23 protein-coding genes and 1 tRNA gene are annotated in these 25,509 nt (G+C 76.2%); 13 read left to right on the top strand and 11 right to left on the bottom strand.

The features are described 5' to 3' along the window. Nucleotides 1-206 precede the first annotated feature (206 nt). Both OSB71_RS05910 and OSB71_RS05915 read left to right on the top strand, forming a co-directional pair. Nucleotides 207-1,559 (top strand): wax ester/triacylglycerol synthase domain-containing protein, encoded by a 1,353-nt coding sequence (locus tag OSB71_RS05910; RefSeq protein WP_265944958.1) that lies wholly within the window; start codon nt 207-209, stop codon nt 1,557-1,559. Between the two features lie 651 nt (nt 1,560-2,210). Continuing rightward, on the top strand, nt 2,211-2,957 hold the full coding sequence (locus OSB71_RS05915; RefSeq protein WP_265944960.1) for a phosphotransferase family protein: 747 nt from the start codon (nt 2,211-2,213) through the stop codon (nt 2,955-2,957). A gap of 232 nt (nt 2,958-3,189) precedes the next feature. Here the strand turns inward: OSB71_RS05915 and OSB71_RS05920 are convergent. Then, nucleotides 3,190-3,263: transfer RNA gene (locus tag OSB71_RS05920), tRNA-Pro, on the bottom strand. 162 nt (nt 3,264-3,425) lie between these two features. Between OSB71_RS05920 and OSB71_RS05925 the strand changes: the two genes are divergently transcribed. Continuing rightward, nucleotides 3,426-4,727 carry an NAD(P)/FAD-dependent oxidoreductase gene (locus OSB71_RS05925; RefSeq protein WP_265944962.1) on the top strand — a complete coding sequence of 434 codons (1,302 nt, stop codon included), beginning with the start codon at nt 3,426-3,428 and terminating at the stop codon, nt 4,725-4,727. A gap of 55 nt (nt 4,728-4,782) precedes the next feature. Here OSB71_RS05925 and OSB71_RS05930 read toward each other — a convergent pair whose 3' ends face one another. Both OSB71_RS05930 and OSB71_RS05935 read right to left on the bottom strand, forming a co-directional pair. Next, nucleotides 4,783-6,201: a lipase maturation factor family protein gene (locus OSB71_RS05930; RefSeq protein ID WP_265944964.1), complete on the bottom strand. Its 1,419-nt coding sequence runs from the start codon at nt 6,199-6,201 to the stop codon at nt 4,783-4,785. Nucleotides 6,202-6,387: 186 nt separating this feature from the next. After that, nucleotides 6,388-7,584: a thiolase family protein gene (locus tag OSB71_RS05935; RefSeq protein WP_265944966.1), complete on the bottom strand. Its 1,197-nt coding sequence runs from the start codon at nt 7,582-7,584 to the stop codon at nt 6,388-6,390. Between the two features lie 147 nt (nt 7,585-7,731). Here OSB71_RS05935 and OSB71_RS05940 point away from each other — a divergent pair, with 147 nt between their 5' ends. From OSB71_RS05940 to OSB71_RS05955, 4 genes are all read left to right on the top strand, one after another. After that, nucleotides 7,732-8,748, top strand: a complete 1,017-nt coding sequence (locus OSB71_RS05940; protein WP_265944968.1) for an NAD-dependent epimerase/dehydratase family protein — start codon at nt 7,732-7,734, stop codon at nt 8,746-8,748. 123 nt (nt 8,749-8,871) lie between these two features. Next, nucleotides 8,872-9,537 (top strand): glycosyltransferase family 2 protein, encoded by a 666-nt coding sequence (locus OSB71_RS05945; RefSeq protein WP_265944970.1) that lies wholly within the window; start codon nt 8,872-8,874, stop codon nt 9,535-9,537. Beyond that, complete coding sequence (locus tag OSB71_RS05950) at nt 9,534-10,211, top strand: TIGR04282 family arsenosugar biosynthesis glycosyltransferase (RefSeq protein ID WP_265944972.1); 678 nt, start codon at nt 9,534-9,536, stop codon at nt 10,209-10,211. The genes OSB71_RS05945 and OSB71_RS05950 overlap by 4 nt, the downstream gene beginning before the upstream one ends. Beyond that, the gene (locus OSB71_RS05955) at nt 10,208-10,969 is read left to right on the top strand and encodes a methyltransferase domain-containing protein (protein WP_265944974.1); all 762 of its coding nucleotides are present in this window, start codon (nt 10,208-10,210) and stop codon (nt 10,967-10,969) included. Before OSB71_RS05950 ends, OSB71_RS05955 begins: the two co-directional genes overlap by 4 nt. On the opposite strand, the gene OSB71_RS05960 is transcribed toward OSB71_RS05955, so the two are convergent. The 3 genes from OSB71_RS05960 to OSB71_RS05970 all read right to left on the bottom strand — a co-directional run bounded on the left by OSB71_RS05960 (nt 10,941) and on the right by OSB71_RS05970 (nt 14,198). Next, entirely contained in the window at nt 10,941-12,257 is a 1,317-nt protein-coding gene (locus tag OSB71_RS05960; protein ID WP_265944976.1) for a hypothetical protein, read from the bottom strand. The genes OSB71_RS05955 and OSB71_RS05960 overlap by 29 nt on opposite strands. A gap of 299 nt (nt 12,258-12,556) precedes the next feature. Beyond that, nucleotides 12,557-13,828 (bottom strand): extracellular solute-binding protein, encoded by a 1,272-nt coding sequence (locus tag OSB71_RS05965; protein WP_265944978.1) that lies wholly within the window; start codon nt 13,826-13,828, stop codon nt 12,557-12,559. Between the two features lie 241 nt (nt 13,829-14,069). Further along, nucleotides 14,070-14,198 carry an LPFR motif small protein gene (locus tag OSB71_RS05970; protein ID WP_265944981.1) on the bottom strand — a complete coding sequence of 43 codons (129 nt, stop codon included), beginning with the start codon at nt 14,196-14,198 and terminating at the stop codon, nt 14,070-14,072. Nucleotides 14,199-14,425: 227 nt separating this feature from the next. Between OSB71_RS05970 and OSB71_RS05975 the strand changes: the two genes are divergently transcribed. The 6 genes from OSB71_RS05975 to OSB71_RS06000 all read left to right on the top strand — a co-directional run bounded on the left by OSB71_RS05975 (nt 14,426) and on the right by OSB71_RS06000 (nt 20,656). Beyond that, nucleotides 14,426-16,012 (top strand): ABC transporter substrate-binding protein, encoded by a 1,587-nt coding sequence (locus tag OSB71_RS05975; RefSeq protein ID WP_265944983.1) that lies wholly within the window; start codon nt 14,426-14,428, stop codon nt 16,010-16,012. Between the two features lie 89 nt (nt 16,013-16,101). After that, nucleotides 16,102-17,070 carry an ABC transporter permease gene (locus tag OSB71_RS05980; RefSeq protein ID WP_265945207.1) on the top strand — a complete coding sequence of 323 codons (969 nt, stop codon included), beginning with the start codon at nt 16,102-16,104 and terminating at the stop codon, nt 17,068-17,070. Between the two features lie 92 nt (nt 17,071-17,162). After that, the gene (locus OSB71_RS05985; protein ID WP_265945209.1) at nt 17,163-17,975 is read left to right on the top strand and encodes an ABC transporter permease; all 813 of its coding nucleotides are present in this window, start codon (nt 17,163-17,165) and stop codon (nt 17,973-17,975) included. A 44-nt stretch (nt 17,976-18,019) separates the two neighbouring features. Further along, complete coding sequence (locus OSB71_RS05990) at nt 18,020-18,919, top strand: ABC transporter ATP-binding protein (protein WP_416237205.1); 900 nt, start codon at nt 18,020-18,022, stop codon at nt 18,917-18,919. After that, on the top strand, nt 18,912-19,589 hold the full coding sequence (locus OSB71_RS05995) for an ABC transporter ATP-binding protein (protein ID WP_265944987.1): 678 nt from the start codon (nt 18,912-18,914) through the stop codon (nt 19,587-19,589). The genes OSB71_RS05990 and OSB71_RS05995 overlap by 8 nt, the downstream gene beginning before the upstream one ends. 50 nt (nt 19,590-19,639) lie before the next feature. Next, on the top strand, nt 19,640-20,656 hold the full coding sequence (locus tag OSB71_RS06000) for an MsnO8 family LLM class oxidoreductase (RefSeq protein ID WP_265944990.1): 1,017 nt from the start codon (nt 19,640-19,642) through the stop codon (nt 20,654-20,656). Here OSB71_RS06000 and OSB71_RS06005 read toward each other — a convergent pair. The 5 genes from OSB71_RS06005 to OSB71_RS06025 all read right to left on the bottom strand — a co-directional run bounded on the left by OSB71_RS06005 (nt 20,596) and on the right by OSB71_RS06025 (nt 25,479). After that, nucleotides 20,596-21,963, bottom strand: coding sequence for a carboxyl transferase domain-containing protein (locus OSB71_RS06005; protein WP_265944992.1), 1,368 nt, complete (start codon nt 21,961-21,963; stop codon nt 20,596-20,598). The genes OSB71_RS06000 and OSB71_RS06005 overlap by 61 nt on opposite strands. Then, a complete protein-coding gene (locus OSB71_RS06010) occupies nt 21,960-23,408 on the bottom strand; it encodes an acyl-CoA synthetase (RefSeq protein ID WP_265944994.1) in 1,449 nt (482 codons plus the stop codon). The genes OSB71_RS06005 and OSB71_RS06010 overlap by 4 nt, the downstream gene beginning before the upstream one ends. Nucleotides 23,409-23,553: 145 nt before the next feature. Continuing rightward, a complete protein-coding gene (locus OSB71_RS06015) occupies nt 23,554-24,330 on the bottom strand; it encodes a bestrophin-like domain (protein ID WP_265944996.1) in 777 nt (258 codons plus the stop codon). Between the two features lie 66 nt (nt 24,331-24,396). After that, nucleotides 24,397-25,041 carry a hypothetical protein gene (locus OSB71_RS06020; RefSeq protein ID WP_265944998.1) on the bottom strand — a complete coding sequence of 215 codons (645 nt, stop codon included), beginning with the start codon at nt 25,039-25,041 and terminating at the stop codon, nt 24,397-24,399. A 192-nt stretch (nt 25,042-25,233) separates the two neighbouring features. Next, nucleotides 25,234-25,479: an SGM_3592 family protein gene (locus OSB71_RS06025; RefSeq protein ID WP_265945000.1), complete on the bottom strand. Its 246-nt coding sequence runs from the start codon at nt 25,477-25,479 to the stop codon at nt 25,234-25,236. Between the last annotated feature and the right edge of the window lie 30 nt (nt 25,480-25,509).

Raw genomic sequence — 25,509 nt, forward strand, 5'->3', positions numbered from 1 at the left:
GAAGGCGGCGGACGGCCGCCGTGCGACGGTCCTCCCGTGAGGCGCGGGACCACCGCCGCCCGGTATAAACCGTGCTCACCGGGTCGGAGGCGGCGCAGGGTGGTTCCGCGCCGGTCGGCAGCCCCTCGGCCGGGCCCGCAGTCCACTCCCGTCGACCGGCCGCCTCCGGCCGGCCGGCCGGCCGACGGACCGAACCGGAGTCCTCGATGACCGTCTCTGATCCGCCCGCCCAGCGCGTTCCGGGCGCACGGCAGCGCGCCCACTCCGTCGACCGCGCCTTCCTCCGCCTGCAAAGCCGGCACCCCGACCTCCGGTGGGACGGCGGGGGCGTCGCCTACCTGAGCGGCCCGCCACCAAGCCTCGCCGAGCTCCGCGCCCACGTCGGCCTGCGCCTGGGTCGCCTGCCCATGCTCAGGAGCCGCTTGGAGGGGGCACCGGGCCGCTCCTGGTGGTGCCCGGACCCGGACTTCGACGTCGACCGACACGTCCACGAGGTGGTGGCGGACGGGCCCGCCGGGTGGGAGCGGGCCCTGGACACCGCGCGCAACGCGCCGTTCGCGCCCGGCACGTACTGGGGTGTGTGGCTCGTCCACGGCCACGCTCCCGACGCGTACGCCGTGTGCTACCGGTTCCACCACGCCTGCCAGGACGGAGCGGCCGCGGCGCTCACCTTCCGGGTCATGCTGGGTGCCGGAGAGCCCTCGGCCCGGCCCGTACCGAGCCCCTACCGCCGCTTCGGACGGCCCCGCAGGATCGCGACGGCGCTCGGCCTGGCCGTGCGCACCCTGGGCGGCGCCCTCCTCACCCGGGGCCGGGGGCCGACCGTGCCCTTCGTCCCCTCCGGCGACAGGGCGCTGGGGCGTGGCAGGGTGCCGGTGGACACCCTCCGCAGGATCGGCGTGGCGCGAGGCGGATCGGCGCACGACGCGCACCTGGCCGCACTCGCGGGCGCGCTGTCGGCCTGGTCGGCGCGGACCGGCGTGGCACTGCCGCGGATGTCGGCGCTGCTCCCCGTCGACGTCCGCCGCCCCGACGAGGAACAGGGGTGGGGCAACCGGGTCTTCGCGCTGCCGCTGGACCTGCCGGTGAACGTGCCGGCGGCCTCCGCGACGGAGCGTACGGAGGGCGCCCCGGACGGTGGGGCGCCCCTGCGGCGCCTGGAGCGCGTCACGGCGGTGACCGGGAGAATGCGGACCGGACGGTGGCGTCAGGCCGTCCAGGACCTGGTGAGGTTCATGCCGGACCGGCCGACCGAGTGGTGCCTTCGGCTCGCGTTCTCCCGGCGCGTCACCGACCTGCTCGCCACCTCCATGCCGCTGGCGAGGAAGGGCGATCTCGGTGCCGCCACGGTGACGGGCACCGCGCTGCTGCCCCCACTGGCGCCCGGGCACCTCTGCGCGGTGGGCCTGTCGTTCTTCGGCGACTGGGCCGAGGTGGCCTTCGTGACCGACCGCGCGCTCCCCCTGGCGGCGTCGCTGCCGGGCCTGTGGGAACAGGCGGTGGACGAGCTGGAGCGTGCCGTGGACGGCACCGGCGACGCCTGTGCGGCGCCCCACTGACTGACCACCGGCGGCAGCGCGGGCGGCCCCGCGCCGCCACACCTCCGCCTGCGGCTCCTCCAGCGACCGCTGCGGGCGTTCGACATCCCGCGGGCATCGCGCGTGTCGTGGCCGACGGACCGGGTGCGCCCGGGCCCGGCGGGGTTCTGGGTCAGGTCTCTTCGAGGTACCGGCGACGGACCGGGTGGTGCCCTTCGGACCCGGCGCCCGGGCCGGGTCGTACGGCACAGGAGAGCGGGCAGCGGGCCGCCCGTGCCGAGCGCGCCGATTCAGCCGCGCCGTCACACGGCAGTCGGGGCGAACCGGCGAAACCGGCCAGAACCAGCGATGCACCGGAGACTCCTGGTGCGTGAGACCACCCAGGTGAGCGAACCGGCAGCACCGGACGAAGTCTCGGCCGTGCCGGCAACCCCCCTTCGAGCTGGGAGGATCACGGCCGTCCGTCCCCTGCGCGCGCGGAATCCGCGCAGCAGCCCGCATCGACTTGTTCGCGGTGGACCGGGTGGGCGAGCCCAGCCGGAGCACGCAGACTGCTCCGATCCGCACGGCCGGGGACACCGTTGCCCGCGTTCCTGCATGACGTGGAGTCACACCCCAGGCGGTGCTACGCCCGGCGACATCGGCCGATCGCCTCCGGGATACTGGTCGCTTGTGGACAAGGTTGAAGTCGTCGTCGCCCACTCCGAGCGTGCGACTCTGCGCGTCGGCGACGTGTTCTTGAAGGTGGACGCCGATCAGGCGCGCATCGACGTCGAGGTCGAGGCGATGTCCCTCGCGCCGGTCCCGACCCCGGAGGTCCTGTGGTGCAAGCCGCCCGTACTCGCGATCGCCGCGCTTCCGGGGACGACGCTTGGGCGCCTCGGCGGGCCGTCGACCGGGTCGTCGGCGGCGTGGGCCGCGGCGGGCGCCGCCATCCGGAAGCTGCACGCCGCGCCGCTGCCGTCCCGGCCGGGACGGGCCGGGCGGAGCGTCGTCGCGCTGGCGGCGGAACTCGATGACGAGTGCGAGTTGCTCGTGACGAACGGAGTCCTGCCCGCCGACCTGGTCACCCGCAACCGTCAGGTCGCCCAGGCCGCGCTCCGGCCGTGGACTCCGGCGTTCACGCACGGCGACCTGCAGGTCGCGCATGTCTTCGTCGACGGCGACGAGGTCACGGGCATCATCGACTGGTCCGAGGCGGGCCAGGGTGATGCCCTGTACGATCTCGCCACCTTCACCCTCGGACATGAAGAGCACCTTGACGACGTCGTCGCCGGCTATGGCACCGACATCGACCTTGACGTGATCCACGCGTGGTGGTCGTTGCGAAGCCTGCTGGGAGTTCGCTGGCTGATCGAGCACGGCTTCGACCCCTTCGCTCCGGGCTGTGAGGTCGACGTGCTCAGATCCCGGATGTGAGAGTTCGCTAAGAGCCGTGTAGTGGCAGAGGGCGGCAGCGAGGCCAGGGAAGGGCCGGGGCCGTAGCCATGGACCGGATCTTAGACGCCTTTGCCGAGGGCCGAGGGGGCGGGAGGGGCCGCCAACGGGGTTGGCGGCCGCGCAGCGGGAGCCGTGTCACTCACTTAGTCGCACAAACAGCTCAGGGGCTGCCTCTCGCATGAAGGACAGCCCCTGAGCTGCTGTTGCACCGTCGGGACGACAGGATTTGAACCTGCGACCCCTTGACCCCCAGTCAAGTGCGCTACCAAGCTGCGCCACGTCCCGGTGCTCTCGCGGTTCGGGCCGGGGCCCTCGCCGCTCGCGCACAGAAACTGTACCTCACTCCGGCCGGTGCTCGCGCACGCCGCCCGGGGGGAGGTTTCACGAGGTGGGGGCGGGTTACCCGAAGCCGGTGTTGTCCTTGATCACGAGTGCTGGGAGGGCAGAGTGAAGCGGCCCCGGATCGTCATTGTCGGAGCCGGGTTCGCCGGATACCAAGCGGCCCGGGACCTGGCGCGGAAGGCGCGCGGGGCGGCCGAGGTGGTGCTGGTCAACCCCAACGACTACTTCCTCTACCTGCCGCTCCTGCCGGAAGTGGCCGCGGGCACCCTGGAGCCCCGGCGGGTGACGGTCTCGCTGGCCGGAACGCTGCCCGGGGTCCGGGTGGTGCTGGGGGAGGTGCACGGGGTGGACCTGGAGGGGCGCGGTGTGACGTACACCGACCCGGACGGCCGCGAGGGCACCCTGTCCTACGACCGGCTCCTGCTCACCGTGGGCAGCGTCAACAAGCTTCTGCCGATCCCCGGGGTGGCCGAGCACGCGCACGGCTTCCGGGGCATGCCCGAGGCCCTGTTCCTGCGCGACCACATCGCCCGCCAGGTCGCGCTGGCGGCCGAGACCGACGACCCGGAGGAGCGCGCCGCGCGCTGCACCTTCGTCGTGGTGGGCGCCGGCTACACCGGAACCGAGGTGGCGGCGCAGGGCGTGCGGTACACCGACGCGCTGGCCCGCCAGTACGGACGTGTGCCACGGCCGCGGTGGATGCTGCTGGACGTCGCCCCGCGCGTGCTGCCGGGGCTGGACGAGCGGCTGTCGCGCACGGCGGACCGGGTGCTGCGCTCGCGCGGGGTGGAGGTGCACACCGAGACCTCGGTGAAGGAGGCGACCGCCGACGGGGTGCTGCTGGACGACGGCTCGGTCGTCGGTACCCGCTCCCTGGTGTGGTGCGTGGGCGTGCGCCCCGACCCGCTCGTCGCCGACCTGGGGGTGCCCACCGACAAGGGCCGCCTGTGCGTCGACGAGTACCTGACCGTGCCGGGTTACCCGGAGGTGTTCGCCTGCGGCGACGCGGCCGCCGTGCCGGACCTGACCCGGCCGGGCGAGACCACGCCGATGACCGCGCAGCACGCCTCGCGCCAGGGCAAGGTCGCGGCGCAGAACATCGCCGCCTCCTGCGGCGTCGGCGAGCGCAAGGCGTACAAGCACAACGACCTGGGGTTCGCCGTGGACCTCGGGGGCCTGCAGGCGGCGGCCAACCCGTTCAAGGTCCCGCTGTCCGGGCCCGCCGCCGGCCTGGTGACCCGCGGGTACCACCTGGCCTCGCTGCCGGGGAACCGGACGCGGGTCTTCACCGACTGGGCGCTCAACGCCGTCCTGCCGCGCCAGGCGACGCAGCTCGGGCTGGTGCGCAAGTGGGCGGTGCCGCTGGACACCGAGTCGCCCGAGACCGTCCGGCACCCGGCCGGGTAGCCGTTCGACGCGTGGGGCGCGGCGGCGAGGGCGTCGCCCCGCCCCGTTCCGCTGGCTACGGGCGCCGGGACAGGGTCGGTGAGTACGGGCCCACCAGCTCGCGGTGCCACCACGCCCCCGTGGCGCGCAGCTCGCGCCAGGTGGTGAAGCGGTAGCGGTACAGCCGTGCGCGGACGTGGGCGGGGCCGCCGTCGGGAAAGGGGTCGTGCCGCAGCAGGCGCACCGTGTCGCGGTCACCGGTCAGCAGCCGCTCCAGCAGCGCGGTGAACCAGGGCCGGGCGTAGGCGGGCGAGAGGGCGGCGAACCACATGAGCCAGTCCAGGCGCAGGTGGTAGGGCGCGTACGGCCGCGGCAGCCGCCTGACGTCGCCGGGCTTGCCGCGGAAGCCGTACTCGTGCCACACCGTGTCCTGCGTGATCCGCTCGTCGGCCGTGCCCTCGATGACCACCTCGTGCCGTAGCCGCGTGACACTGCCGAACGCCCCGTAGGCGTTGACCAGGTGGTAGGCGTCGAAGGAGCGGTTCATCCGCTGCCGGGGCGACAGCAGGTTGCGCACCGGCCGGTAGCTGAGGACGGCGACGAGGACGGTCAGCGCGGCGACCAGCACGGCGAACCACGGGGGCGTCGGCCCGTAGGCGGGCGGTGCGCTGGCGAGGCCGAGCCGTGAGAAGTCCACGGCCGCCACCGCCAGCAGGATCGTCAGCCAGTTCAGCCAGGAGAAGTTGCCGGACAGCACCAGCCAGAGCTGCGTGACGACGATCCCGGCGGCCGCCCAGGTGGCCACCGGCTGCGGGGCGAACAGCAGCACCGGCAGCGCGAGCTGCGCGACGTGGTTGGCCGCCGCCTCCACCCGGTGCAGCGGCCTGGGCAGGTGGTGGAAGAACCAGCTCAGCGGGCCGGGCATCGGCTGCGTCTCGTGGTGGTAGTCCAGGCACGTCAGGTCCCGCCAGCAGCGGTCCCCGCGCCACTTGATGAGCCCTGCGCCGAACTCGACGCGGAAGAGGAGCCAGCGCAGCAGGAGCAGGACGGGCAGGGGCGGCGCGACGGTGCCGTTGCCGAGGAACGCGGCCAGGAAGCCCGCCTCCAGCAGCAGCGTCTCCCAGCCGAACCCGTACCACGCCTGTCCGACGTTGACGATCGACAGGTACAGCGCCCAGGGCAGCAGCCACAGCGGGACGGCGGCCCACAGCGGCACCACGTCGCCGAGCCCGGCCGCCAGCGCCGCCGCCAGGGCCGCACCGCCGAAGGCGACGGCCGCGAACAGGCGGTCGGAGTACCGCCACTGGAACAGGCTGGGCGCGGCACGGAAGGGCACCCGGCGCACGAAGTCCGCGGCGGGCGTCATGCCCCGCGAGCCGATCAGCGCCCGGAACTGCAGGGCGGCGGAGACGAAGGCGACGAGGTACACCACGGCGAGCCCGCGCTGGAACACCAGGCGGGCCACTCCGTAGTGGGGGGCCGTGAACCAGTCCATACCGGCCACGACTACCACCCCCGGCGCCCGGCCAGGCGCGCACATGCCGTCGGACGCGCCCACCGCCCGCGCCCGGAGCGTCGCCGTGCCCACCGGCTCGCGCCCGCCGCGCGCCCCGTCCGCCGTGCCCGTCGCCCGCCGCCCGCGCCCGCCCGTCCGACGCCGACCGCCGCCGCGCTCGCCGGGCTACCGTTCCAGCACCAGGGCCTGCCCCTGTCCGACGCCGATGCACAGCGCCGCCAGCCCCACGCCCGAGCCCGCCGCGGCGAGTTGGTGGGCCACCGCGCCGGCGATGCGCGCGCCGGAGGCGCCCAGCGGGTGGCCGATGGCGATGGCCCCGCCGCGCGGGTTCACCTTCGCCGGGTCCAGCTCGGGCCACTCGGCCAGGCAGCCCAGCGCCTGCGCGGCGAAGGCCTCGTTGAGTTCGACCATGTCCAGGTCGGCGAAGGAGCGCCCGGTGCGCTCCAGGACCCGGCGCACGGCCTCGACCGGTCCGAGGCCGAAGAGCTGGGGCTCGATGCCGGTCACCGCCGAGCCGCGCACCCGGGCGAGCGGCTCGCGCCCGGTGGCCCGCAGCCCCGCCTCGTCCGTCACCAGGAGCGCGGCGGCGCCGTCGTTGAGCGGTGAGGAGTTGCCGGCCGTGACGGTGCCGCCCTCCGGCCGGAACACCGGCTTGAGCTTGGCCAGCGCCGTGACGGACGTGGCGTCGCGCACGCACTCGTCGCGGGGCAGGTCCACGTCACCGTAAGGCACCACCTCGGCGTCGTAGGCGCCGTCCTTCCAGGCCCGGGCCGCCTTCTCGTGGCTGGCGAGGGCGAAGGCGTCCTGCTGTTCGCGGGTGATGCCCAGCCGGTCGGCGACGAGTTCGGCGCCCTCGCCCAGCGAGACCGTCCACGCCTTCGGCATGCGTGGGTTCACCATGCGCCAGCCCAGCGTGGTGGAGGCCATCTCGGGCGCCCCGGCGGGGAAGGCGCGCTCGGGCTTGGGCACCACCCAGGGCGCCCGGCTCATCGACTCCACGCCGCCGGCGACGACGACCGAGGCGTCTCCGGTGGCCACCGCGCGGGCCGCTTGCACCAGGGCCTCCAGCCCGGAGCCGCACAGCCGGTTGACGGTCGTGCCGGGGACGGTGACGGGAAGCCCGGCGAGCAGCACGGCCATGCGGGCGACATCGCGGTTCTCCTCGCCCGCGCCGTTGGCGTTGCCGAAGACCACGTCGTCGACGCGCGCCGGGTCCAGGGCGGGCGCGCGGTCCACCAGGGCGCGGACGACGTGGGCGGCGAGGTCGTCGGGCCGCGCGCCCGACAGCGCGCCGCCGTACTTGCCGACGGGGGTCCGCACGGCGTCGACGATGTACACATCACGCAGGCGATCGTTGCTCATGGCAACGATCGTGGCACCGGCGCGCGTCCCTTGGCCATAGGGCGGCGGACCGGTGCCGGGTGTGCTGCGCCACCCCGCCCGGCCAGGGGGCCGACACTCCGCCCCGGTTCGCACCGGTGTGTCCGCGCCCCGCCTACGGTGGGGGCCATGCGCGTCCTGGTCACCGGAGGAGCCGGGTTCATCGGCTCGCACGTCGTGGCGGCGCTGCGCGCCGCGGGGCACGAACCCACGGCCCTGGACGTGCGGTCCGCGCCCGACGGGGTGCGGGCCGACGTGCGGGACGCCGACGCGCTGGCCGAGGCGCTGTCGGGGATGCACGCGGTGTGCCACCAGGCGGCGATGGTGGGCCTGGGCCGGGGGTTCTCGGACGCCGCCGACTACGTGGCCGTCAACGACCTGGGCACCGCCGTGCTGCTGGAGCAGATGGCCCGGGCGCGGGTGGCGCACCTGGTGCTGGCCGGGTCGATGGTGGTCTACGGGGAGGGCCGCTACCGCTGCCCGGAGCACGGGGCGGTGCGGCCGGGCCCGCGTGCGGTGGCGGAGCTGGACGCGGGCCGGTTCGAGCCGCCGTGCCCGCGGTGCGGGGCCGAGCTCGCCCCGGAGCTGGTCACCGAGGACGCTCCGGCGGACCCGCGCAACGTCTACGCCACCACCAAGCTCGCCCAGGAGCACCTGGCGGCCGCCTGGGCCCGGGCCACCGGGGGCCGTGCCGTCAGCCTGCGCTACCACAACGTCTACGGCGACGGCATGCCGCGCGACACGCCGTACGCCGGGGTGGCGTCGTTCTTCCGCTCCGCGCTGGAGGCCGGGCGTCCGCCGCGGGTGTTCGAGGACGGCGGCCAGCGTCGCGACTTCGTCCACGTCGCCGACGTGGCGGCGGCCAACGTGGCGGCGCTGGAGGCCGTCGGCGGGAGGGCGCCGGGGGAGCTGCGCGCGTACAACACCGGCAGCGGCGAGCCGCACACGGTGGGGGAGATGGCCCGCGCGCTCGCGGACGCCTTCGGCGGCCCCGCGCCCGTCGTCACCGGCGAGTACCGGCTCGGCGACGTCCGGCACATCACCGCCTGCTCCCGGCGGCTGCGCGAGGAGCTGGGCTGGCGCCCGCGGGTGGGCTTCGCCGACGGCATGGCCCGTTTCGCCCGGGAGCCGCTGGCGGTCGGCTGACGCGCGGCGTGTCACCCGTTCGGCGGCCCGGGGCGCGCATCGGCGCACTCCCCGGCACCGCCTCCGCGTGCCGCACCGTCCGGTAGTCCCTTTCGCCCCCTATGTCCTCGTAGGGTGGGCGAGATGAACGACACCCCAACGCAGCGAGGAAACCTGGTGCTGCCCTGCCTGGACGAAGCGGCGGCGCTGCCGTGGGTCCTGTCGCGGGTCCCGCGGGGCTGGACGGCGATCGTGGTGGACAACGGCTCGACGGACGGCTCGGCGGAGCTCGCCGCCGCGTTGGGGGCCCGGGTGGTGCGCGAACCGCGGCGCGGCTTCGGCGCCGCCTGCCACGCGGGCCTGGAGGCGGCCGACGCCGACGTGGTGGCCTTCTGCGACTGCGACGGCTCCCTCGACCCGGCCGCCGTGGAAGCCGTAGCGAACCCGGTGCGGGCGGGCGCGGCCGACCTGGTCCTGGCCCGCCGGCGCCCCACCGCGCGCGGCGCGTGGCCCCTGCACGCCCGGGCCGGGAACCTGGCGCTCGCCCGGATGGTGCGCCGCCGCACCGGCGTGCGGCTGCACGACCTGGGCCCCCTGCGCGCCGCGCGCCGCACCGACCTGCTCGGCCTGGGCCTGGCCGACCGGCGCAGCGGCTACCCGCTGGAGATGGTGCTGCGCGCCTGCGACGCCGGATGGCGCGTCCACGAGACGTCCGTGCCCTACCGGCCGCGCACCGGGCGCTCGAAGGTCACGGGCACCTGGCTCGGCACGCTGGGCGCCGTCCGCGACATGCGCGCGGTGCTCCGGTGAGCGCCCCCGCGCCGCCGCCGGGCCCCGGTCCCGCCGCGCTGACCGTCGTCGTCATCGCCAAGGAGCCCGCGCCCGGGCGCGTGAAGACCCGCCTCACCCCGCCGTTCAGCCCCGACGAGGCCGCCGGGCTCGCCGAGGCCGCGCTGCGGGACACGCTGCGCACCGTCGCGGCCCTGCCCGCCGCCCGCCGGGTGCTGGCGCTCGCGGGCCGCCCCGGACCGTGGCTGCCCGCCGGGTTCGAGGTGCGGCCGCAGGGCGGGGGCGGGCTCGACGAGCGCATCGCGACCGCCTTCGCCGCCTGCCGCGGCCCGGCGCTGCTGCTGGGCATGGACACCCCGCAGGTGACCGCGCGCACCCTGGCCCCGGTGCTGGAGCCGGGAGCCTTCGCGCGGTGCGACGCCTGGTTCGGCCCGGCCGCCGACGGCGGCTTCTGGGCCCTGGCCCTGGCGGACGCGCGCGGCGGCCCCGACCTCGTCCGCGGGGTGCCGATGTCCCGCCCGGACACCGGGGCGCGCCAGCGCGCACGGCTCACCGGTGCCGGGCTGCGGGTGCGGGACCTGCCGGTGCTGCGCGACGTCGACACCGCGGAGGACGCCGCCGAGGTCGCCGCCGCCGCACCGGGCGGCCACTTCGCCCGCGCGCTGGCGGCACACCCCCGGGCGGCGGCACGATGACCACGACCGCGCCCTCGCCCGGCGAGCAGCTCCCCTGGCACGCCGACCCCTACGAGCGGGCGCTGCGCAGTGGCCGCGGCCCGCTGTTCCTGCGGCGCGCCGACGGCTGGCTGCTCCCGCTGGACGTCGAACGCTGGTGCGCCCGCGCGGACGAGGCCGACCGGTCCGTGCTCGGCCGGTGCGCCGGCAGCGTGCTGGACATCGGGTGCGGGCCCGGCCGGATGGTGGCCGCGCTGACCGGGGACGGCGGGCGGGCGCTGGGCATCGACTCCGCGCCGGCCGCCGTGCGCCACACCCGGCGGCTGGGCGGCCCGGCGCTGTGCCGGTCGGTCTTCGAACCGCTGCCCGACGAGGGCCGCTGGGACCGGGCGCTGCTGCTGGACGGCAACATCGGCATCGGAGGCGACCCGCAGGCGCTGCTGCGCCGTGTCGGCGCCCTGCTCGCACCGGGCGGGCTGCTGCTGGCCGAGGCCGCGACGGCCGAGGTCGAGGAGTTCTGCGAGGTCTGCCTGGACGACGGCAGCGGCGCGCGGGGCCCGGCCTTCCCGTGGGCCCGCTGCGGCACGGGCGCGTTGCGCCGCCAGGCCACCGCGGCCGGGTGGCGCGTGCTGGAGGAGTGGACCTGCGCGGGACGCCGCTTCGTGGCCCTGCGCCCCGCGACCGCCCCGCGGCCCGCGCGTCCGGGGCGGGAGGCGGGCCGCGCCCCGGTGGCGGCCGGCTGCGCGGGCGTCACCAGCCCGTCAGCAGCAGATGGTTGACCGCCAGCGCCACGGCGGCCTGCGCACCCAGCCACCAGCGGTGGCAGGCCCGGGGCAGCAGCGCGGCGGCGGGCAGCACCCACAGGGCGAACGGGAGCCAGATGCGCTCGGTCTCCGCCTTGCTCATGCCGGACAGGTCGGCGACGGCCATGGCCAGCACCGCGCCCGCCACCAGGAGGACCAGGGGTGAGGGGCGCCGGGCCCGGGCGGCGGCCCGGCGCACGCCCGCCACCCCCGCCACGCCCACCGACACCACCTGCGCCGCCAGGTTCCCCCACACGTAGTACGCGTACGGACGGACGCCCGCCGCCCCCTGGTAGTAGCGCTCGTGCAGCGTCAGATAGCCCTCCAGCCACCAGAAGCCCGCCAGCGTGAAGGCGGCGACGACCGGGGCGACGCCCAGCAGCACCCACGGCAGCGGCCGGGCGGTGCGCGCCGCCACCAGCACGGCCACGCCGATCAGCGCCATGAGCGTCAGCCCGTAGGACAGGTACAGCGTCCACCCGAACAGCAGCCCGGAGCCCAGCGCCGCGAGCCACGGCCGGCGCGCGCGCCCGGTCGCGGCCAGCGCCAGCAGGGCCACGGCCCAGGCGCTCACGCCGGTGAAGTAGCCGTCGGCGGAGGTGCCCAGCCACACCGCCGCCGGGGCCAGCACCAGGAAGGGCGCGGCCCGCCGGGCGAGGTCCGCCCCCGCCAGCGCGCGCACCGTCACCACCGCGGCCGCCGCCGCCGAGGACGCCGCGACGACGCAGAACACCCCGGCCCAGGCGCCGCCGGACAGCCCGATCCGGTCCAGCCACACGAACGTCAGCAGCGCCCCCGGCGGGTGGCCGGCGACGTGGGCGGGCCAGTTGTCGGGGGAGTCCATGAGGATGCGGCCGGTGAACTCGCGCAGCGTGTGCCAGACGTCGGTGACCTCGGGCACCGAGCGCAGGTACTCGTACTTCGTCGTCAGCCGCGCGGCGACGCCCCGGTGCCAGCCGTCCACCAGGGCGAGCGAGAGGACCCACGCCAGCGAGGCGCCGAAGCTCGCCCAGGCCAGGGCGCGGGGCCCCAGCCGCCGGGCCACCGCGGGGCCGTAGGCGATGACGAGCGCGGCCACGGCCAGCGCGGCGGGCGTGCCGGGGCCCACGTGCGGCAGCCAGTTGGCGTACAGCGGCGGCCAGCCGAGCCGCAGCGTGCCGTCCCGCTCCTGGAGGACGTGTCCGAGGACGACCGCGGTGGCGAACAGGGCGGCGGCGAGCGCGACGGCGTACAGGTCCTTGCGGACCGAGGGGCAGCGGTGCACCTGATCACCGTAGGTCGGCGCCCTCCCGAGGAGGCCGTGGCACGCCAGGCGGGAGCGCCAGGTGGGTGCGGGTCGGCCGCTCCCGCGCGAGGGGCGGCCGACCCGTCCGGGCCTGCCGCGGGCACCGCCGCCGCACCTGCCCGCCCGCGCCCCCCGGGCCGGGACGCCGGTACTCTGCGCGCCGAGCGGCCCGCGGCGGCCCCGTCCCGGCCGCGGCCGGAGCGACGCCCCGCCCGGCGCGGCGTCCGGTCGGCAGGCGTTCCGGTCGGCAGGCGTCCGGGACGGGTGCCGGTGCGGCGTCAGCCGGGGGTGGCGCTGAGCAGCCGGGTGATCGCGTCGGACGCCTCCCGCGCGGCGGACACGGGGCTCTGCCCGGTCAGCACGGCGGTCTGGTAGTCCTTGATCGGGTTGTCCGCCTCCAGCCGGGCCCACGAGGGCGAGTTGGGCGTGGCCCGTCCGGCCTCGGCGCCGCGCGCCATCGCCTCCGCTCCCGGGTCGCCCTCCAGCGCGTCCACCAGCGTGGACTTGTTGGGCACGTAGCTCATCGTCTTGGCGATCTCGCGCTGCCAGCGGTCGCCGGTGAGCAGCCGCAGGAAGGCGTAGCCCCCCTCGGGGTCCCCGGCCCGCTCGGGAATGATCAGTACCGAGCCGCCGGTGAAGACGGCGCCGGGCTCACCGGCCTTCTTGCCGGGGACGGGGAAGTAGCCCAGCTTCCCGCGCAGGTCGGGGTTGCGCTCGGTGATCAGGCGCGCGTGCCCGGGCGGGGCGATGAGCTGGGCGACCTCGTTGTCGGCGAAGACCTCGCCGTGTTCGGGGTCGGCCTCGTCGCTGTCGGGCGGCCCCTGGCCGAGAGCCTGGAGCCGGGCGTAGAAGTCCATGCCGCGCAGGGCCTCGGAGGTGTCCAGGGCCCCCTCCCAGCGACCGCTGAGCTCGACCGCCAGTTCGCCGCCCTCGTCCCACACGAAGCCCGCCAGCACGTACCAGTTCTGGCCCGGCAGGTAGATGCCCTGCTGCCCGGCCTCCGGCCGGTTGAGCCGCTCGGTGATCTCCAGCCACTCCTGCCGGTCGGCCGGCGGCTCGGTGACGCCCGCGGCCTCGAAGAGATCCTTGCGGTAGATGACCACCCGGTTGGCGCCGTAGTAGGGGATGCCGTACTGGTAGCCGTCGATCTGGCCGGACTCCTCCAGGCCGCCGATCCAGTCGTCGCCGCCGAGTTCGGGCACCTTCAGGGTGAGGTTGCTGACCCCGCCGGCGGCGACGTACTGGGCGACCTGGGTGTTGCCGACCTCGATGAGATCGGGTGCCTCGTCGGCCGCCAGCGCCTCGGTGACCTTCTCCCCGATGCCCGTCCACTCCTGGACGGTGACCTCCACCTCGCGGCCGGGGTGGCGCGCTCGGAAGTCCGCCACGACGCGCTCGGTGAGCTCGGTGCTGAGGCTGTTCTGCATGAGCCACACGCGCACGGGTTCCTCGGCGTCGCCGACGTCGGCGCCGCCCCCGCAGGCGGTCAGCACCAGGGTCGTCACGGCGGCGGTGGCCAGCGCCGCGAGTCGTCTCGGCCGGATGGGCATACCTCACCCCTTGCGTCCACAGGGGACGGAAAAGTGAACGGGACCTGACGTGGGGGGAGGCAGAAGCACAGCATTGGCATAGACCAACGAGGTGGTCAAGGGGTGGCAGCCGTCCGATATCCGACCGTGTTGCCGACGGGCCGCCCCCGACCGGCCGTAGCCGGTCGGGGGCGGCCCGTCGGCAACACGCGCGCCCGCGGGGGCTTTGGCCCGCGAGGCCGGACGCTTCCCGCGGCGCGGCTCAGTGGTGGCCGCGGGCGGTGCTCGACGCTCCGCCGAAGAGCCGGGCCAGGGCCCGGAAGGGCAGGGTCACCACGGTGGCGATGGCTCCGCCGATCGACCGGAGCACGTCCGCGATCGCCTTCAGCACGATGGGCCTCCGTTCTGTGGTCCGGCCAGAAGCCGGAACGTGACGCCGCTGTGCGGCCGTTCACCCTCCGCGTGCCCGGCAACCGGTCACGGAAACCGGGTGCCCGCGGCCTTCGCTCTCCCCGCGCGCCCCCGCGCCCCACCCCCGGTCTCCCACCCGACCCGCCTGCTGGGGTTTAATTGCGAGCCGTTCGCAACAACAGACGTCGCTCAGCAAAGGTGTGGATCATGACGGCCCGACGGATACGGACAGTGGCCGCCGCCGCGGTGGCGGCGCTCGTGGGAGCGGCCGGCTGCTCCGCCCCCGCCGACGGCGGCAGTGGCTCGGAGGACACCTCCTACGTCGTCGGCATCGCCAACGAGCCGGACACGCTGAGCCCGCTGCTGGGCTACGGCAAGGACGGCAACTCCAAGATCTTCGACGGGCTGCTGCGCCACGACACCGACCTCGACCTCCAGCCCGCCCTCGCCACGGAGCTGCCGGAGGTCGGCGAGGACGGCCTGACCTACACCTACACCCTCCGCGAAGGCGTCACCTTCTCCGACGGCAAGCCCTTCACCGCCGACGACGTCGTCTTCACCTACGAGACGATCCTGGACGAGGGCACCAACAACCCCGCGCGCGGCGAACTCGACGCCCTGGAGAGCGTGCGGGCCGAGGACGACCACACCGTCGTCTTCCGCCTCAAGTACCCCTACGCCGCCTTCGCCGAGCGCACCGTGCTGCCCATCGCCTCCCGCGCCGTGGCCGGGGAGCAGGACGTCAACACCGGCGCCTACAACACCGAGCCGGTCGGCACCGGGCCCTACGTCCTGACCTCCTGGAGCCGCGGCGAGAAGCTCAGCTTCCGCGCCAACCCGGACTACTGGGGCGGTGCGCCGGAGGTGGAGAAGCTCACGATGGCCGTCATCGGCGACGACGACGTGCGCGCCACCCGGCTGCGCTCGGGCGACCTGGACGCCGCCGTGCTGCCGCCCAACCTCGCGAAGACGTTCGAGGACGAGGACGGCAAGACCGTCGTCTCCGCCGCCTCGGCCGACTTCCGCGGCGTCACGCTGCCCACCGGGCACGAGGTCACCGGCGACCGCGCCGTGCGCCGCGCCCTGGACATCGCCGTGAACCGGCAGGCGATGGTCGACAACATCCTGGACGGCGCGGGCCAGGCCGCCTACGGCCCCGTGCCCACCGGCAGCCCCTGGTTCGCCGAGGGCACCGAGCGCAAGCACGACCCGGACGTCGCGCGGGAGATCCTGGACGACGCGGGCTGGAAGCCCGGGTCCGACGGGACGCGGGCCAAGGACGGCCTGAAGGCGGCCTTCACCCTGTGGTACCCGGCCGGCGACCGGCTCCGCCAGGAGCACGCCCTGGCCTTCGCCGGCGACGCCAAGGAGATCGGCATCGACGTCACCGTCGAGTCCGGCACCTGGGAGGTCATCGAGCCCGCGATGAAGCGGGACGCCGTCCTGGCCGGCGGCGGCAACCCCGCCGACCCCGACTTCGACCTCTACACCCTGCTCCACTCCGAACTGGCAGGCGACGGTTTCCACAACATGGCCCGCTACGACAACCCGGCCGTGGACGAGAAGCTGCGCGAGGGCCGTGAAAGCGGCGACCACGACACGCGCAAGGCGGCCTACGACGCGGTGCAGCGCGAACTCCAGCAGAACCCCGGCTACGTCTTCCTCACCCACATCGACCACGTCTACGTGATGAGCGACGGCTGGACGAACGTCACCACCCAGGTCGAGCCGCACGACCACGGCCTGGGCGCCGGGCCCTGGTGGAACATCGAGGACTGGCAGCGGGAGAAGTGAAGACGCTGACGCCCGGCGCCCCCGTGCGGCCCGCCCCCGCCAAGACCGCCCCGCGCGGCGGCGGGCGGGCCGGGCTGCCCTGGGGGCCGATGGCCCGGCTGACCGGGCGGCGGCTGCTGGCCGCCGTCCCCGTCCTCGCGGCCGTCACCTTCGGCCTCTTCGCGCTCGCCGCCGCCTCGCCGTTCGACCCGGTCAAGCAGTACGCCGGGGACGCCGCGCTCCGGGCCGACCAGGCGACGCTGGACCAGCTCCGCGAGAATCTCGGCGCGGACGCCCACTTCGCCGAGCAGTGGTGGCGCTGGCTGAGCTCCGCGCTCGGCGGGGACCTCGGCCACTCCACGACCCTGCGCCAGCCGGTGGCCCAGGTCGTCACCGAGCGCATCGGCTGGTCCGTGCTGCTGTGCGCGGTCGCCTTCGTCCTCGCCGTCGTCGTGGGCACGCTGCTCGGCGTCACCGCCGCCCGCCGCCCGGGCGGCCTGCTCGACCGCTGCGTCACCTCCACCGCCTACGTGCTCCAGGCCGCGCCGCCCTTCTGGCTCGGCCTGCTGGCCGTCTGGCTGTTCGCGCTCCAGCTCGGGGTGCTCCCGGCCGGCGGCCTCACCGACACCGGCAGCGACACCGTCACCGCCGCCTCGCTGCTGCGCCACCTGACGCTGCCCGCCGCGGTGCTGGCCCTCTCCCAGACCCCGTGGTTCGTGCTGTACGTGCGCCAGGGCGTCAGCGACGCGCTGCACGAGGACCCCGTGCGCGGCGCGCGCTCACGCGGCCTGAAGGAGCGCACCGTGCTCTACGGGCACGCCCTACGCTCGGGACTGCTGCCCGTGCTGACGCTCATGGGCTCGCGGGTGCCCGAACTCATCACCGGCGCCCTGCTGGTGGAGACGGTCTTCTCCTGGCCCGGCATCGCCTCCGCGACCGTGCGCGCGGCCACCGCCAGCGACTTCCCGCTGCTCGCCGCCCTGACCGTGCTCGCCACGCTGGCGGTGCTGCTGGGCAACCTGCTGGCCGACCTGCTCTACGGCCTGGCCGACCCGCGCGTCGCCCTGGAGGAGATGTGACGCACACCACCGCCCCGCCCGCCCCCCGGGTGCCCCGGGAGGGCTGGACCGTCCCGGCCGGTGCGCGACGGCGCCGCCGCGACTACCGCGCGCTGCGGGTGCGCACCGCCGCGGCGCTGGTCGTCGCGCTGGCCCTGGCCGTGCTCGCCGTGCCGCTGCTGTTCCCCCTGGACCAGCAGGCCGTCGACCTGGCCAACAAGCTCCAGCCGCCCTCGGCCGCCCACCCGTTCGGCACCGACGACGTCGGCCGCGACGTGCTGCTGCGCTGCGTGTACGGGCTGCGCGTCTCCCTGCTGGTCGGGCTCGTCGCCGCGCTCGTCGCCTCCGTCCTGGGGGTGTGCGTCGGCGCGCTGGCCGCCGCGGTGGGCGGTACCACCGACCGCCTGGTCATGCGCGTGGTCGACGCCATCTCCTCGGTGCCCCACCTGCTGCTGGGGGTGTTCATCGTGGCGATGTTCCGGCCCGGGGTGTGGCCCGTCATCGTCTCCGTCGGGCTCACGCACTGGGTGTCCACCGCCCGCATCGTGCGGGCCGAGATCCACTCGCTGCGCTCGCGCCCCTTCATCGACGCGGCCGTCTCCGGCGGGGCCTCGCGCTGGCGGGTGGCCGTCCGCCACCTGGTCCCCGGCGTGTGGCCGCAGGCGGCGCTCGCGGCCGTCCTCATGGTGCCGCACGCCATCTGGCACGAGTCCGCGCTGTCCTTCCTGGGCCTGGGCATCCCACCGCACCAGGCGAGCCTGGGCACCATGACCGAGGCCGCGCGCGGCTCCCTGCTCGCCGGGGACTGGTGGCCCACGCTCTTCCCCGGCCTGTTCATCGTCATCCCGACGCTCGCCATCGCCGGACTGGCCGGGGCCTGGCGCGAGCGGATCAACCCGCGCCGCCGATCGGAGCTGATGCTGTGAGTTCCCCCCTGCTGGCGGTGGCGGGCCTGTCCGTCCGCTTCCGCATGAGCGGCGGCCGCACCGTCGCCGCCGTCAGCGACGTCTCCTTCGACCTCGCCGCCGGCGAGTGCCTGGCGCTGGTGGGGGAGAGCGGCTGCGGCAAGTCGGTGCTGGCCTCCGCGCTGCTCGGGCTGCTCCCGGGCAACGCCGAGGTGCGCGGCGCCGTCCACGCCGGCGGGCGCGACCTGCTCACCGCGGACGAGCGGACGCTGGCCCGCCGGGTGCGCGGCCGCCTCATCGGCCTCGTCCCGCAGAGCCCGGCCGCCCACCTCACGCCGGTGCGCACCGTGCGGGCCCAGCTCGCCGAGACGGTGCGCGAGCTGACCGGCGCCGGCGCCGCCGCGCTGCCGGACGCCGTCCTGGCCGCCGCCGACCGCGCCGCCTTCCCCGCCGACCACCTCGACCGCTACCCGCACCAGCTCTCCGGCGGCCTCGCCCAGCGCGCCGCCACCGCGCTCGCCCTGGTCGGGGACGCCCCGCTGCTCGTCGCCGACGAGCCCACCACCGGGCTGGACCGCGCGCTGGTGGACCGCACCGTGGACGAGCTGCGCCGCCACGTCGACGACGGACGCGGCCTGCTCGTGATCACCCACGACCTCGCCGCCGCCGAACGCGTCGCCGACCGGGTGGCCGTCATGTACGCCGGGCGGATCGTCGAACTGGCCGACGCCGGGACGTTCTTCGGCAAGCCGGGACCGCGCCACCCGTACGCCGCCGGGCTGCTCGCGGCGCTGCCCGAGCGGGACTTCACGCCCATCCCCGGCATGCCGCCCGAGCTGCACGCGCTGCCCCCGGGCTGCGCCTTCGCCCCCCGCTGCCCGCGGGCCACCGACGCCTGCGCCCAGCGGCCCGCGCTCACCGAGGGCACCGCCTGCCACCACGCCCTGGACTCCGCCCATGCTTGAACTGCGCGCCATCACCGCCGGATACGACCGCCGCGCCCCGGTGCTGCGGGAGGTCGACCTCACCGTCGCCGACGGCGAGTCGGTGGGCCTGCTCGGCCCGAGCGGCTGCGGCAAGTCCACCCTGGCCCGGGTCGCCGCGCTGCTGCACCGCCCGGACGCCGGGCAGGTGCGCCTGGCCGGCGAGCCGGTGACCGGCTTCCGGCACCGGGCGCCCCGGGCGCAGCGCACCGCCGTCGGCGTGGTCTTCCAGCAGCCGCGGCTGTCCGCCGACCCGCGGCTGACGCTGCGCGACCTGGTCGCCGAACCGCTGCGCGCCACCGGCCGCGCCGCCCACGTGCCCGAACGCACCGCGGACCTCGCCCGCACGGTCGGGCTCGGCGACGACCTGCTCACCCGGCGCCCGCACGAGGTCAGCGACGGCCAGTTGCAGCGCGCCTGCCTGGCCCGCGCCCTGGTCCTGCGGCCCCGCCTGCTGATCTGCGACGAGATGACGGCGATGCTGGACGCGTCCACCACGGCCGCGCTGGTCGGCGTGGTGGAGGCCTACCGGGCCGACAGCGGCGCCGCGCTGCTGGCCGTGGGCCACGACCGGGTGCTGCTGGAGCGCTGGTGCGACCGGGTGACCGAGTTCGCCGCGTCCGGGACGGCGTCCGAGGCCGCCGTGGCGTGAGCCGCCCGCCCGCGCGGGAATGCCGGGCGCCGTGCGGTGTTGGCACACACGTGAGCAAGCTCCGCGAGATCCCCTGGTCCGTGCTGGACCGCGCCCTGACGCGCGCCGGACAACCGCCGGCGGCGGCGCTGCGGGAGACGGTGGCGTTCGCCCGGGCGGTCGAAGCGCTCGGCTACCACCGGTTCTGGGTCGCCGAACACCACGGCGTCCCCGGGGTGGCCGGCTCCGCGCCGACCGTGCTGGCCGCCGCCGTGGCCGCCGCCACCTCCCGCATCCGCGTCGGCACCGGCGGGGTCATGCTGCCCAACCACCCGCCGCTGGTGGTCGCGGAGCAGTTCGCGGTGCTCGAAGCCCTCCACCCGGGCCGGATCGACGCCGGACTCGGCCGCTCCACCGGCTTCACCGCGGCCGTACGCGCGGCGCTCGGCACCCCGCGCGAGGCGGCCGGCGGCTTCGGCGAGCGGCTGGCCGAGCTGCTCGCCCACCTCGACGGGCGGGCACCGGTCCCGGCCCTGCCCGGCGGCGCCGAGCGCGTGCCCGTCTTCGTGCTCGCCGGCGACGCGGGCGCCGACGTGGCCGCCGCCCACGGGCTGCCGCTGGTGATCGCCGTTGGTCGGGACCGGGACCGGCTGACGGCTGCCGTCGCACGCTACCGCGCCGCCTTCCGGCCCTCGACGCGGGCGGCGGTGCCCCACGTCGTCCTCGCCGCGAACATCGCCGTCGCCGCCACCCGGCACGCGGCCACCCTCCTCCAGCTCCCCGAGGCCCACGCCGTCGCCCGCTCGCGCGTCACCGGCGTGTTCGAACCGCTGCGGCACCCGTCCGCCCTCACCACCGGGGCGCTGGACGCCCGCGAGCGACGCTATCTGGCCGAGGCGGCGGCGGGGCACGTGGCCGGCACCGAGGAGGAGGTGGCCGACGCGCTCACCGGCCTGGTGGCGGCCACCGGCGCCGACGAGGTGCTCGTCACTCTCGCCGGCCCCGACCCCGACGCCCGGCTGGACTCCTACGCGCGCCTCGCGGCGCTGACGATGCCCTCGGCCACCCCGAGCGCGACCAGGTCCTGAGGCCGCAGCCGCAACTCGTCCGCCGTGCGCTCGACGGACTCGGGCCCGCGCTTGAGGATCGCCGCGGCCAGCTCGGGCGCGATCACCGAGAAGTAGCTGTCCGGTGTGACCCAGGTGCGGCCCGGCGCCGCGAGCGCCAGCGCGCCGCCCGAACCGCCCTCGCCCACCACCAGCGTCGTCACCGGCACCGGGGACTCCGCCACGGCGGCGAAGCACTCGGCGATCGCCGCGCCCGCGCCCGCGCGCTCGGCCTCGGCGTCGTTCGCGGCGCCCGGCGTGTCGACCAGGGTCAGCACGGGGACGCCCAACCGCCCCGCCAGCCGGATCAACCGCGCCGCCGTGCGGAACCCGGCGGGCCGGGTCGCCGTGCCGCGCTGCGCGACGTAGGCCACCGTGGCGCCGTCCCGCTCGCCGAACCCGCAGCTCACCCCCGGGTCGGTGCCGCCGCAGCGGTCCCCGGAGACCTCCGCGCGGGTGGTGAAGTACGCGTCGAGGTAGGCGTCCGCGCGGGGCCGCCCGGCCGCCCGGGCCTGCCGCACCGCGGCCCAGCCGCGCTCGGGCAGCGTCGGCCGTCCGAGCGCGTCCGGCGGCGCGGCGGGTCCGGCCCCGGGGCGGCCCAGGAGCCGCAGCCAGCGCCCCAGCGCGGGCCGCAGCTCCCGCGCCGGCACCACCGCGTCGACGTGGCCCGCGGCGTGCTGCCCCTCGGCCGAGTACGCGGCCGGGTCGGCCCCCGCCGGACGCACCCGGGATCCGGCGAAGCCGATCTGCGCCCCGGGCAGCGCCAGCAGGACGTCGGCGCCCGCGCCCAGCGTGGCCCAGCCGCCCCCGGTGGCCGGATCGCGCAACACCGCGAGCTGCGGCAGGCCGGCGGCCCGGGTCAGCGCCGACTGGCGCGCGACGCGCTGGAGCTGGGTGAGGGCGCGCATGCCCTCCTGCATCCGGCTGCCACCGGTGGCGATCAGCGACACCACCGGCAGGGACAGCGCGCGGGCCCGGGCGTGCGCCGCCTCCAGCCGGTCCCCGGTGCGGGCGCCCAGCGAGCCGCCCAGGAAGGCGAACTCGAAGGCCACGACCACCGCGCGCCGCCCGCCGACCTCGCCGACGCCCCACACCACCGACTCGCTCTCGCCCGTCCGCTCCGCGGCCCGCGCCCGGGCTGCCCCGTACCCGGCCCAGCCCAGTGGGCCGTCGTCCCCCTCGGCGGCGGCCGTCCCGCCGGGCGCGGGTGTGGTGCCCGTGAGGTCGGTGAAGGCGTCGGTGACGGCGGCGACGACCGAGCGGGCCGAGGCCGGGCCGCCGTCGCTCACCGCAGTTCCCGCTTCATGACCTTGCCCATGTCGTTGCGCGGCAGCTCCGCCACGAAGCGGACCTCACGCGGCCGCTTGTGCGGGGCGAGCTGGGCCGCCACGTGGTCGGTGAGAGCCACCTCGTCGGGGGGCGCGGCGCCGTCGGCCGGCACGATCCAGGCGACGACGCGTTCCCCCAGGTCCGGGTCGGGCGCCCCGGTGACCGCGGCCTCCCGCACGCCGGGGAACTCCAGCAGGGCGTTCTCGATCTCCCCGGCGCCGATCTTGTACCCGCCGCTCTTGATGAGGTCCGTCGACTTCCGGCCGACGATCCGGTAGAAGCCCTCCGCGTCCCGGGTGGCCATGTCGCCGGTGCGGAACCAGCCGCCGGCGAAGGCCCCGTTCGTCGCGTCGGGGCGGTGGAGGTACTCGGTGAACAGGTTCGGGCCGCGCACCTGGATCTCGCCCACCGTCTCGCCGTCGTCGGCCTCGACGCGCTCGCCGTCGTCGTCGACCAGGCGCACGTCCACCCCGGGCAGCGGCACGCCGACGGTGCCGGGGCGGTACGGCCCGTCCGGGCGGGTGCTGGTGTTCATCAGCGTCTCGGACATGCCGTACCGCTCGATGACCCGGGCGCCGGTCGCCGACCTGATGCGCTCGTGGTCGTAGACGGGCAGAGCCGCGGAGCCGGACACCAGCAGTCGGGCGCCGCCCAGGGCCCGGGCCAGGGCGGCGTCCTCCCCGGCGGACTCCGCCAGCCGGTGGTACATCGTCGGGACGCCGAACAGCATCGTGCCGCCCTGCTCGGTGAGGGCCCGCGTCACACCGTCCACCGAGAACCGGCCGAGGTGGCGCAGGGTGCCCCCGCGCCGCAGCGGGCCCAGCACGCCCAGGATCAGCCCGTGCACGTGGAACAGCGGCAGCGCGTGCACCAGGACGTCGTCGCCGGTCCACTGCCAGGCCTCCGCCACGTCGTCGAGCGTGGCCGCCACCGCCCGGCGCGAGAGGACGACGCCCTTGGGCGCACCGGTCGTCCCGGAGGTGTAGACGATGAGCGCGGCGGAGGCGTCCGGACCGGGCTCCGGGCGGGCGAGGGGCGCCGCGTCGGCGGGTGGCGCCAGGGTGACGGTCAGCGTGGTCAGCCCGGCGGCCGCCTCCGGCAGCTCCGTCTCGGGCGCCACGCACACCACGTCCGGGGTGCTGTCGGCCAGTACGTGCGCCAACTCGCGCGCACCGCTCCTGGGATTGAGCGGGACGACGGGCACCCCGGCCAGTACGCCCGCCACGACCGCGAGCGCCGTGTGCGGGGTCGGCGTCGCCCACACGGCCACCCGCCCGCGGCCGGCCAGCTTCCCGGCCAGCGCGTACGCCGCGCCGGCGAGTTGCGCGTAGCTGAGCACCACGTCGCCGAAACACAGCGCCGGCTTGTCCGGCTGCCTCTCCAGGGCGGGGATGAGAGCTGACACCCGGACTCCTTCGCTGATCGTCGGGCCGCGGACCGGTCCGCGATCACGATCCCATCAGCGGCACCCGCCCCGGGGCAAGGCCGAGCCCGCGCCGTACGAGCGGCTGTCGAGTCCCGGCCCGCTTCCGGCCGCCCGCGACCCGCCGTCAGGCCGCGCCGGGGAAGAGCGCGAGGAAGGGCTCCGTCGACTCCGCCAGCCCCCGGGCGTAGGGGGCGTCGAAGGCCCAGATCAGGAAGAGCAGGAAGGCGATCAGCGCGGTGAACAGGCCGGCCAGCAGCAGCTCCCGCCCGTCGCGCCGGATCTGCAGGGTGAAGACCATGCCCACGACGACGACCGCGCCCACGATGAGCCCGAACCACACCGCTCCCGGCATCGTCGTGCCCGCGCTCTGCCCCCGCGCGGTGCGCGCCTCGTCCGCCTCCGCCACCTGGTCCACGAGCCCCTGGTAGGCGTGGGACTCCAGCGCGGTCGACGGTTCGAACCCGGCCGTGCGCTCGCGGATGCGGTCCAGCAGAGCGTCGCCGTGCTCGGAGAGCTGCCCGGTCTCGGTCATCGACGGCCACTCGGTGTGCACCGTGTGGGCGACGTAGGCGTCCACGTCCGCGCGGACCGCCTCACGCACCGGCTCCGGGTAGGCCGCGACCCGCTCGTGCACTTCGTGCAGCGCCTGGGCCTCCAGCCGGACCCACTCCGCGGCGGCGTTGCGTTCCTCCCACACGCCCGCGATCGCCAGACCCAGCACGATCGCGTACACGACACCGATCATCATGATCATGTACTCGACGACGTCGGGGGTCTGGCTGATGTCCTCCTCCGCCTCCCCGTCGGCGGCGGAGCGCCGTCGGCCGCGCAGCACCGCCAGGGTGATGACGGTGGCGCAGGACAGGGTCATGGCGAGCGTGAGCACGAGCCACGTGGGCAAGGGAACCTCCTGGTCGGGTGATCGCACAGGCAGGGCCGCGGAGCGGTGGGAACTGGGCCGCCCGCGTCACCGGGCGGCCGGCGCCCCGTCGGAGCCGGTGGAAGCGGCGGCGCGGGTGCGCGGGCGCAGCGCGGCGGCGGCCAGCACGGCCGGGGCGACGACCAGCAGCATGCGGCTGGTGGTGGACAGGTCGGTGTCGGGCGCCAGGTCCGCCGCGGCGACGTAGGCGGGTGCGGTGGGCGCGGACGAGGGGGGAGGCTCCGGCGGCGCGGGCTCCGGCGGTGGCGGTGGCGGCGCGGGCTCGGGTGCCGGGTCGGGAGCGGGGGCGGGTGGGGGCGCGGCGGGGGTGTCACGCGGTTCCGGCGCGGGTGGCTCGGGCGGCGCGGGCGGTGGCGGCGCGGGGGGAGGCGGCTCGGCCGGGGGTGGCTCGGGCGCGGGCGGCGGTGGCGGCGCGGGCGGCGGGGCCGGTGGCGGCGCGGGCGGCGGCTTCGGCTCGGGTGAGCGGCGGCACAGGTCGGTCACCGGCTCCCCGCGCAGGGCGCGTTTCAGCAACTCCCGCACCGGAACGTCGCCCCCGGCGATGGCGCACGCGTGGGCCGGAACGGCGGCGACCGGAGCCGCGACCGACGAACCCGGAGCGAGCAGCATTCCGGAGAAGGCGACGAGCGACCCGGCGGCGAGCGTCGCCCTCCGGCACCGAGGTGTCCTCATGAGGGCGATGGTGCGCGGCGCGCCCCCCGGCCATGAGGTGACTGAGGGCAGTTCACCGGATCGGATGAATATCGACACGGGGTGCATGAACCACCACGTACCGCAGTAGCGGCCGGGTGTACGCGTCTGCGAACGCGTGCGGGACGCGGCGAGGGAGGCCGTACGCACGCGCGTACGGCCTCCCTCGCCGCGTCACTCGCCGGTGCGGCGGCGCCTGCGGGCCGCGCGGCGCGACTTGCTGAAGAACCAGCCGGCCGGTGGCGCGTCGGCGCGCCACGGCTGCGGCTCGGGAGGGTTCGTGCGCCAGCGCTCACGCAGCATCCTGGTGCGCGCGGCGGGCTCGTTCGCCTCCGCCTCCCGGATGAACTGCTCGTCCAGGACCTGCTCGTCCCACGTGTCCTCGCGGTCCCTGCCCCGGTCCTGCGGTTCGCGTTCCACGGCCGACCTCCCGTCGAGCGGTTGCGGCTC

The sequence above is a fragment of the Streptomyces marinisediminis genome (genome assembly GCF_026262575.1).
Lineage (GTDB): Bacteria > Actinomycetota > Actinomycetes > Streptomycetales > Streptomycetaceae > Streptomyces > Streptomyces marinisediminis.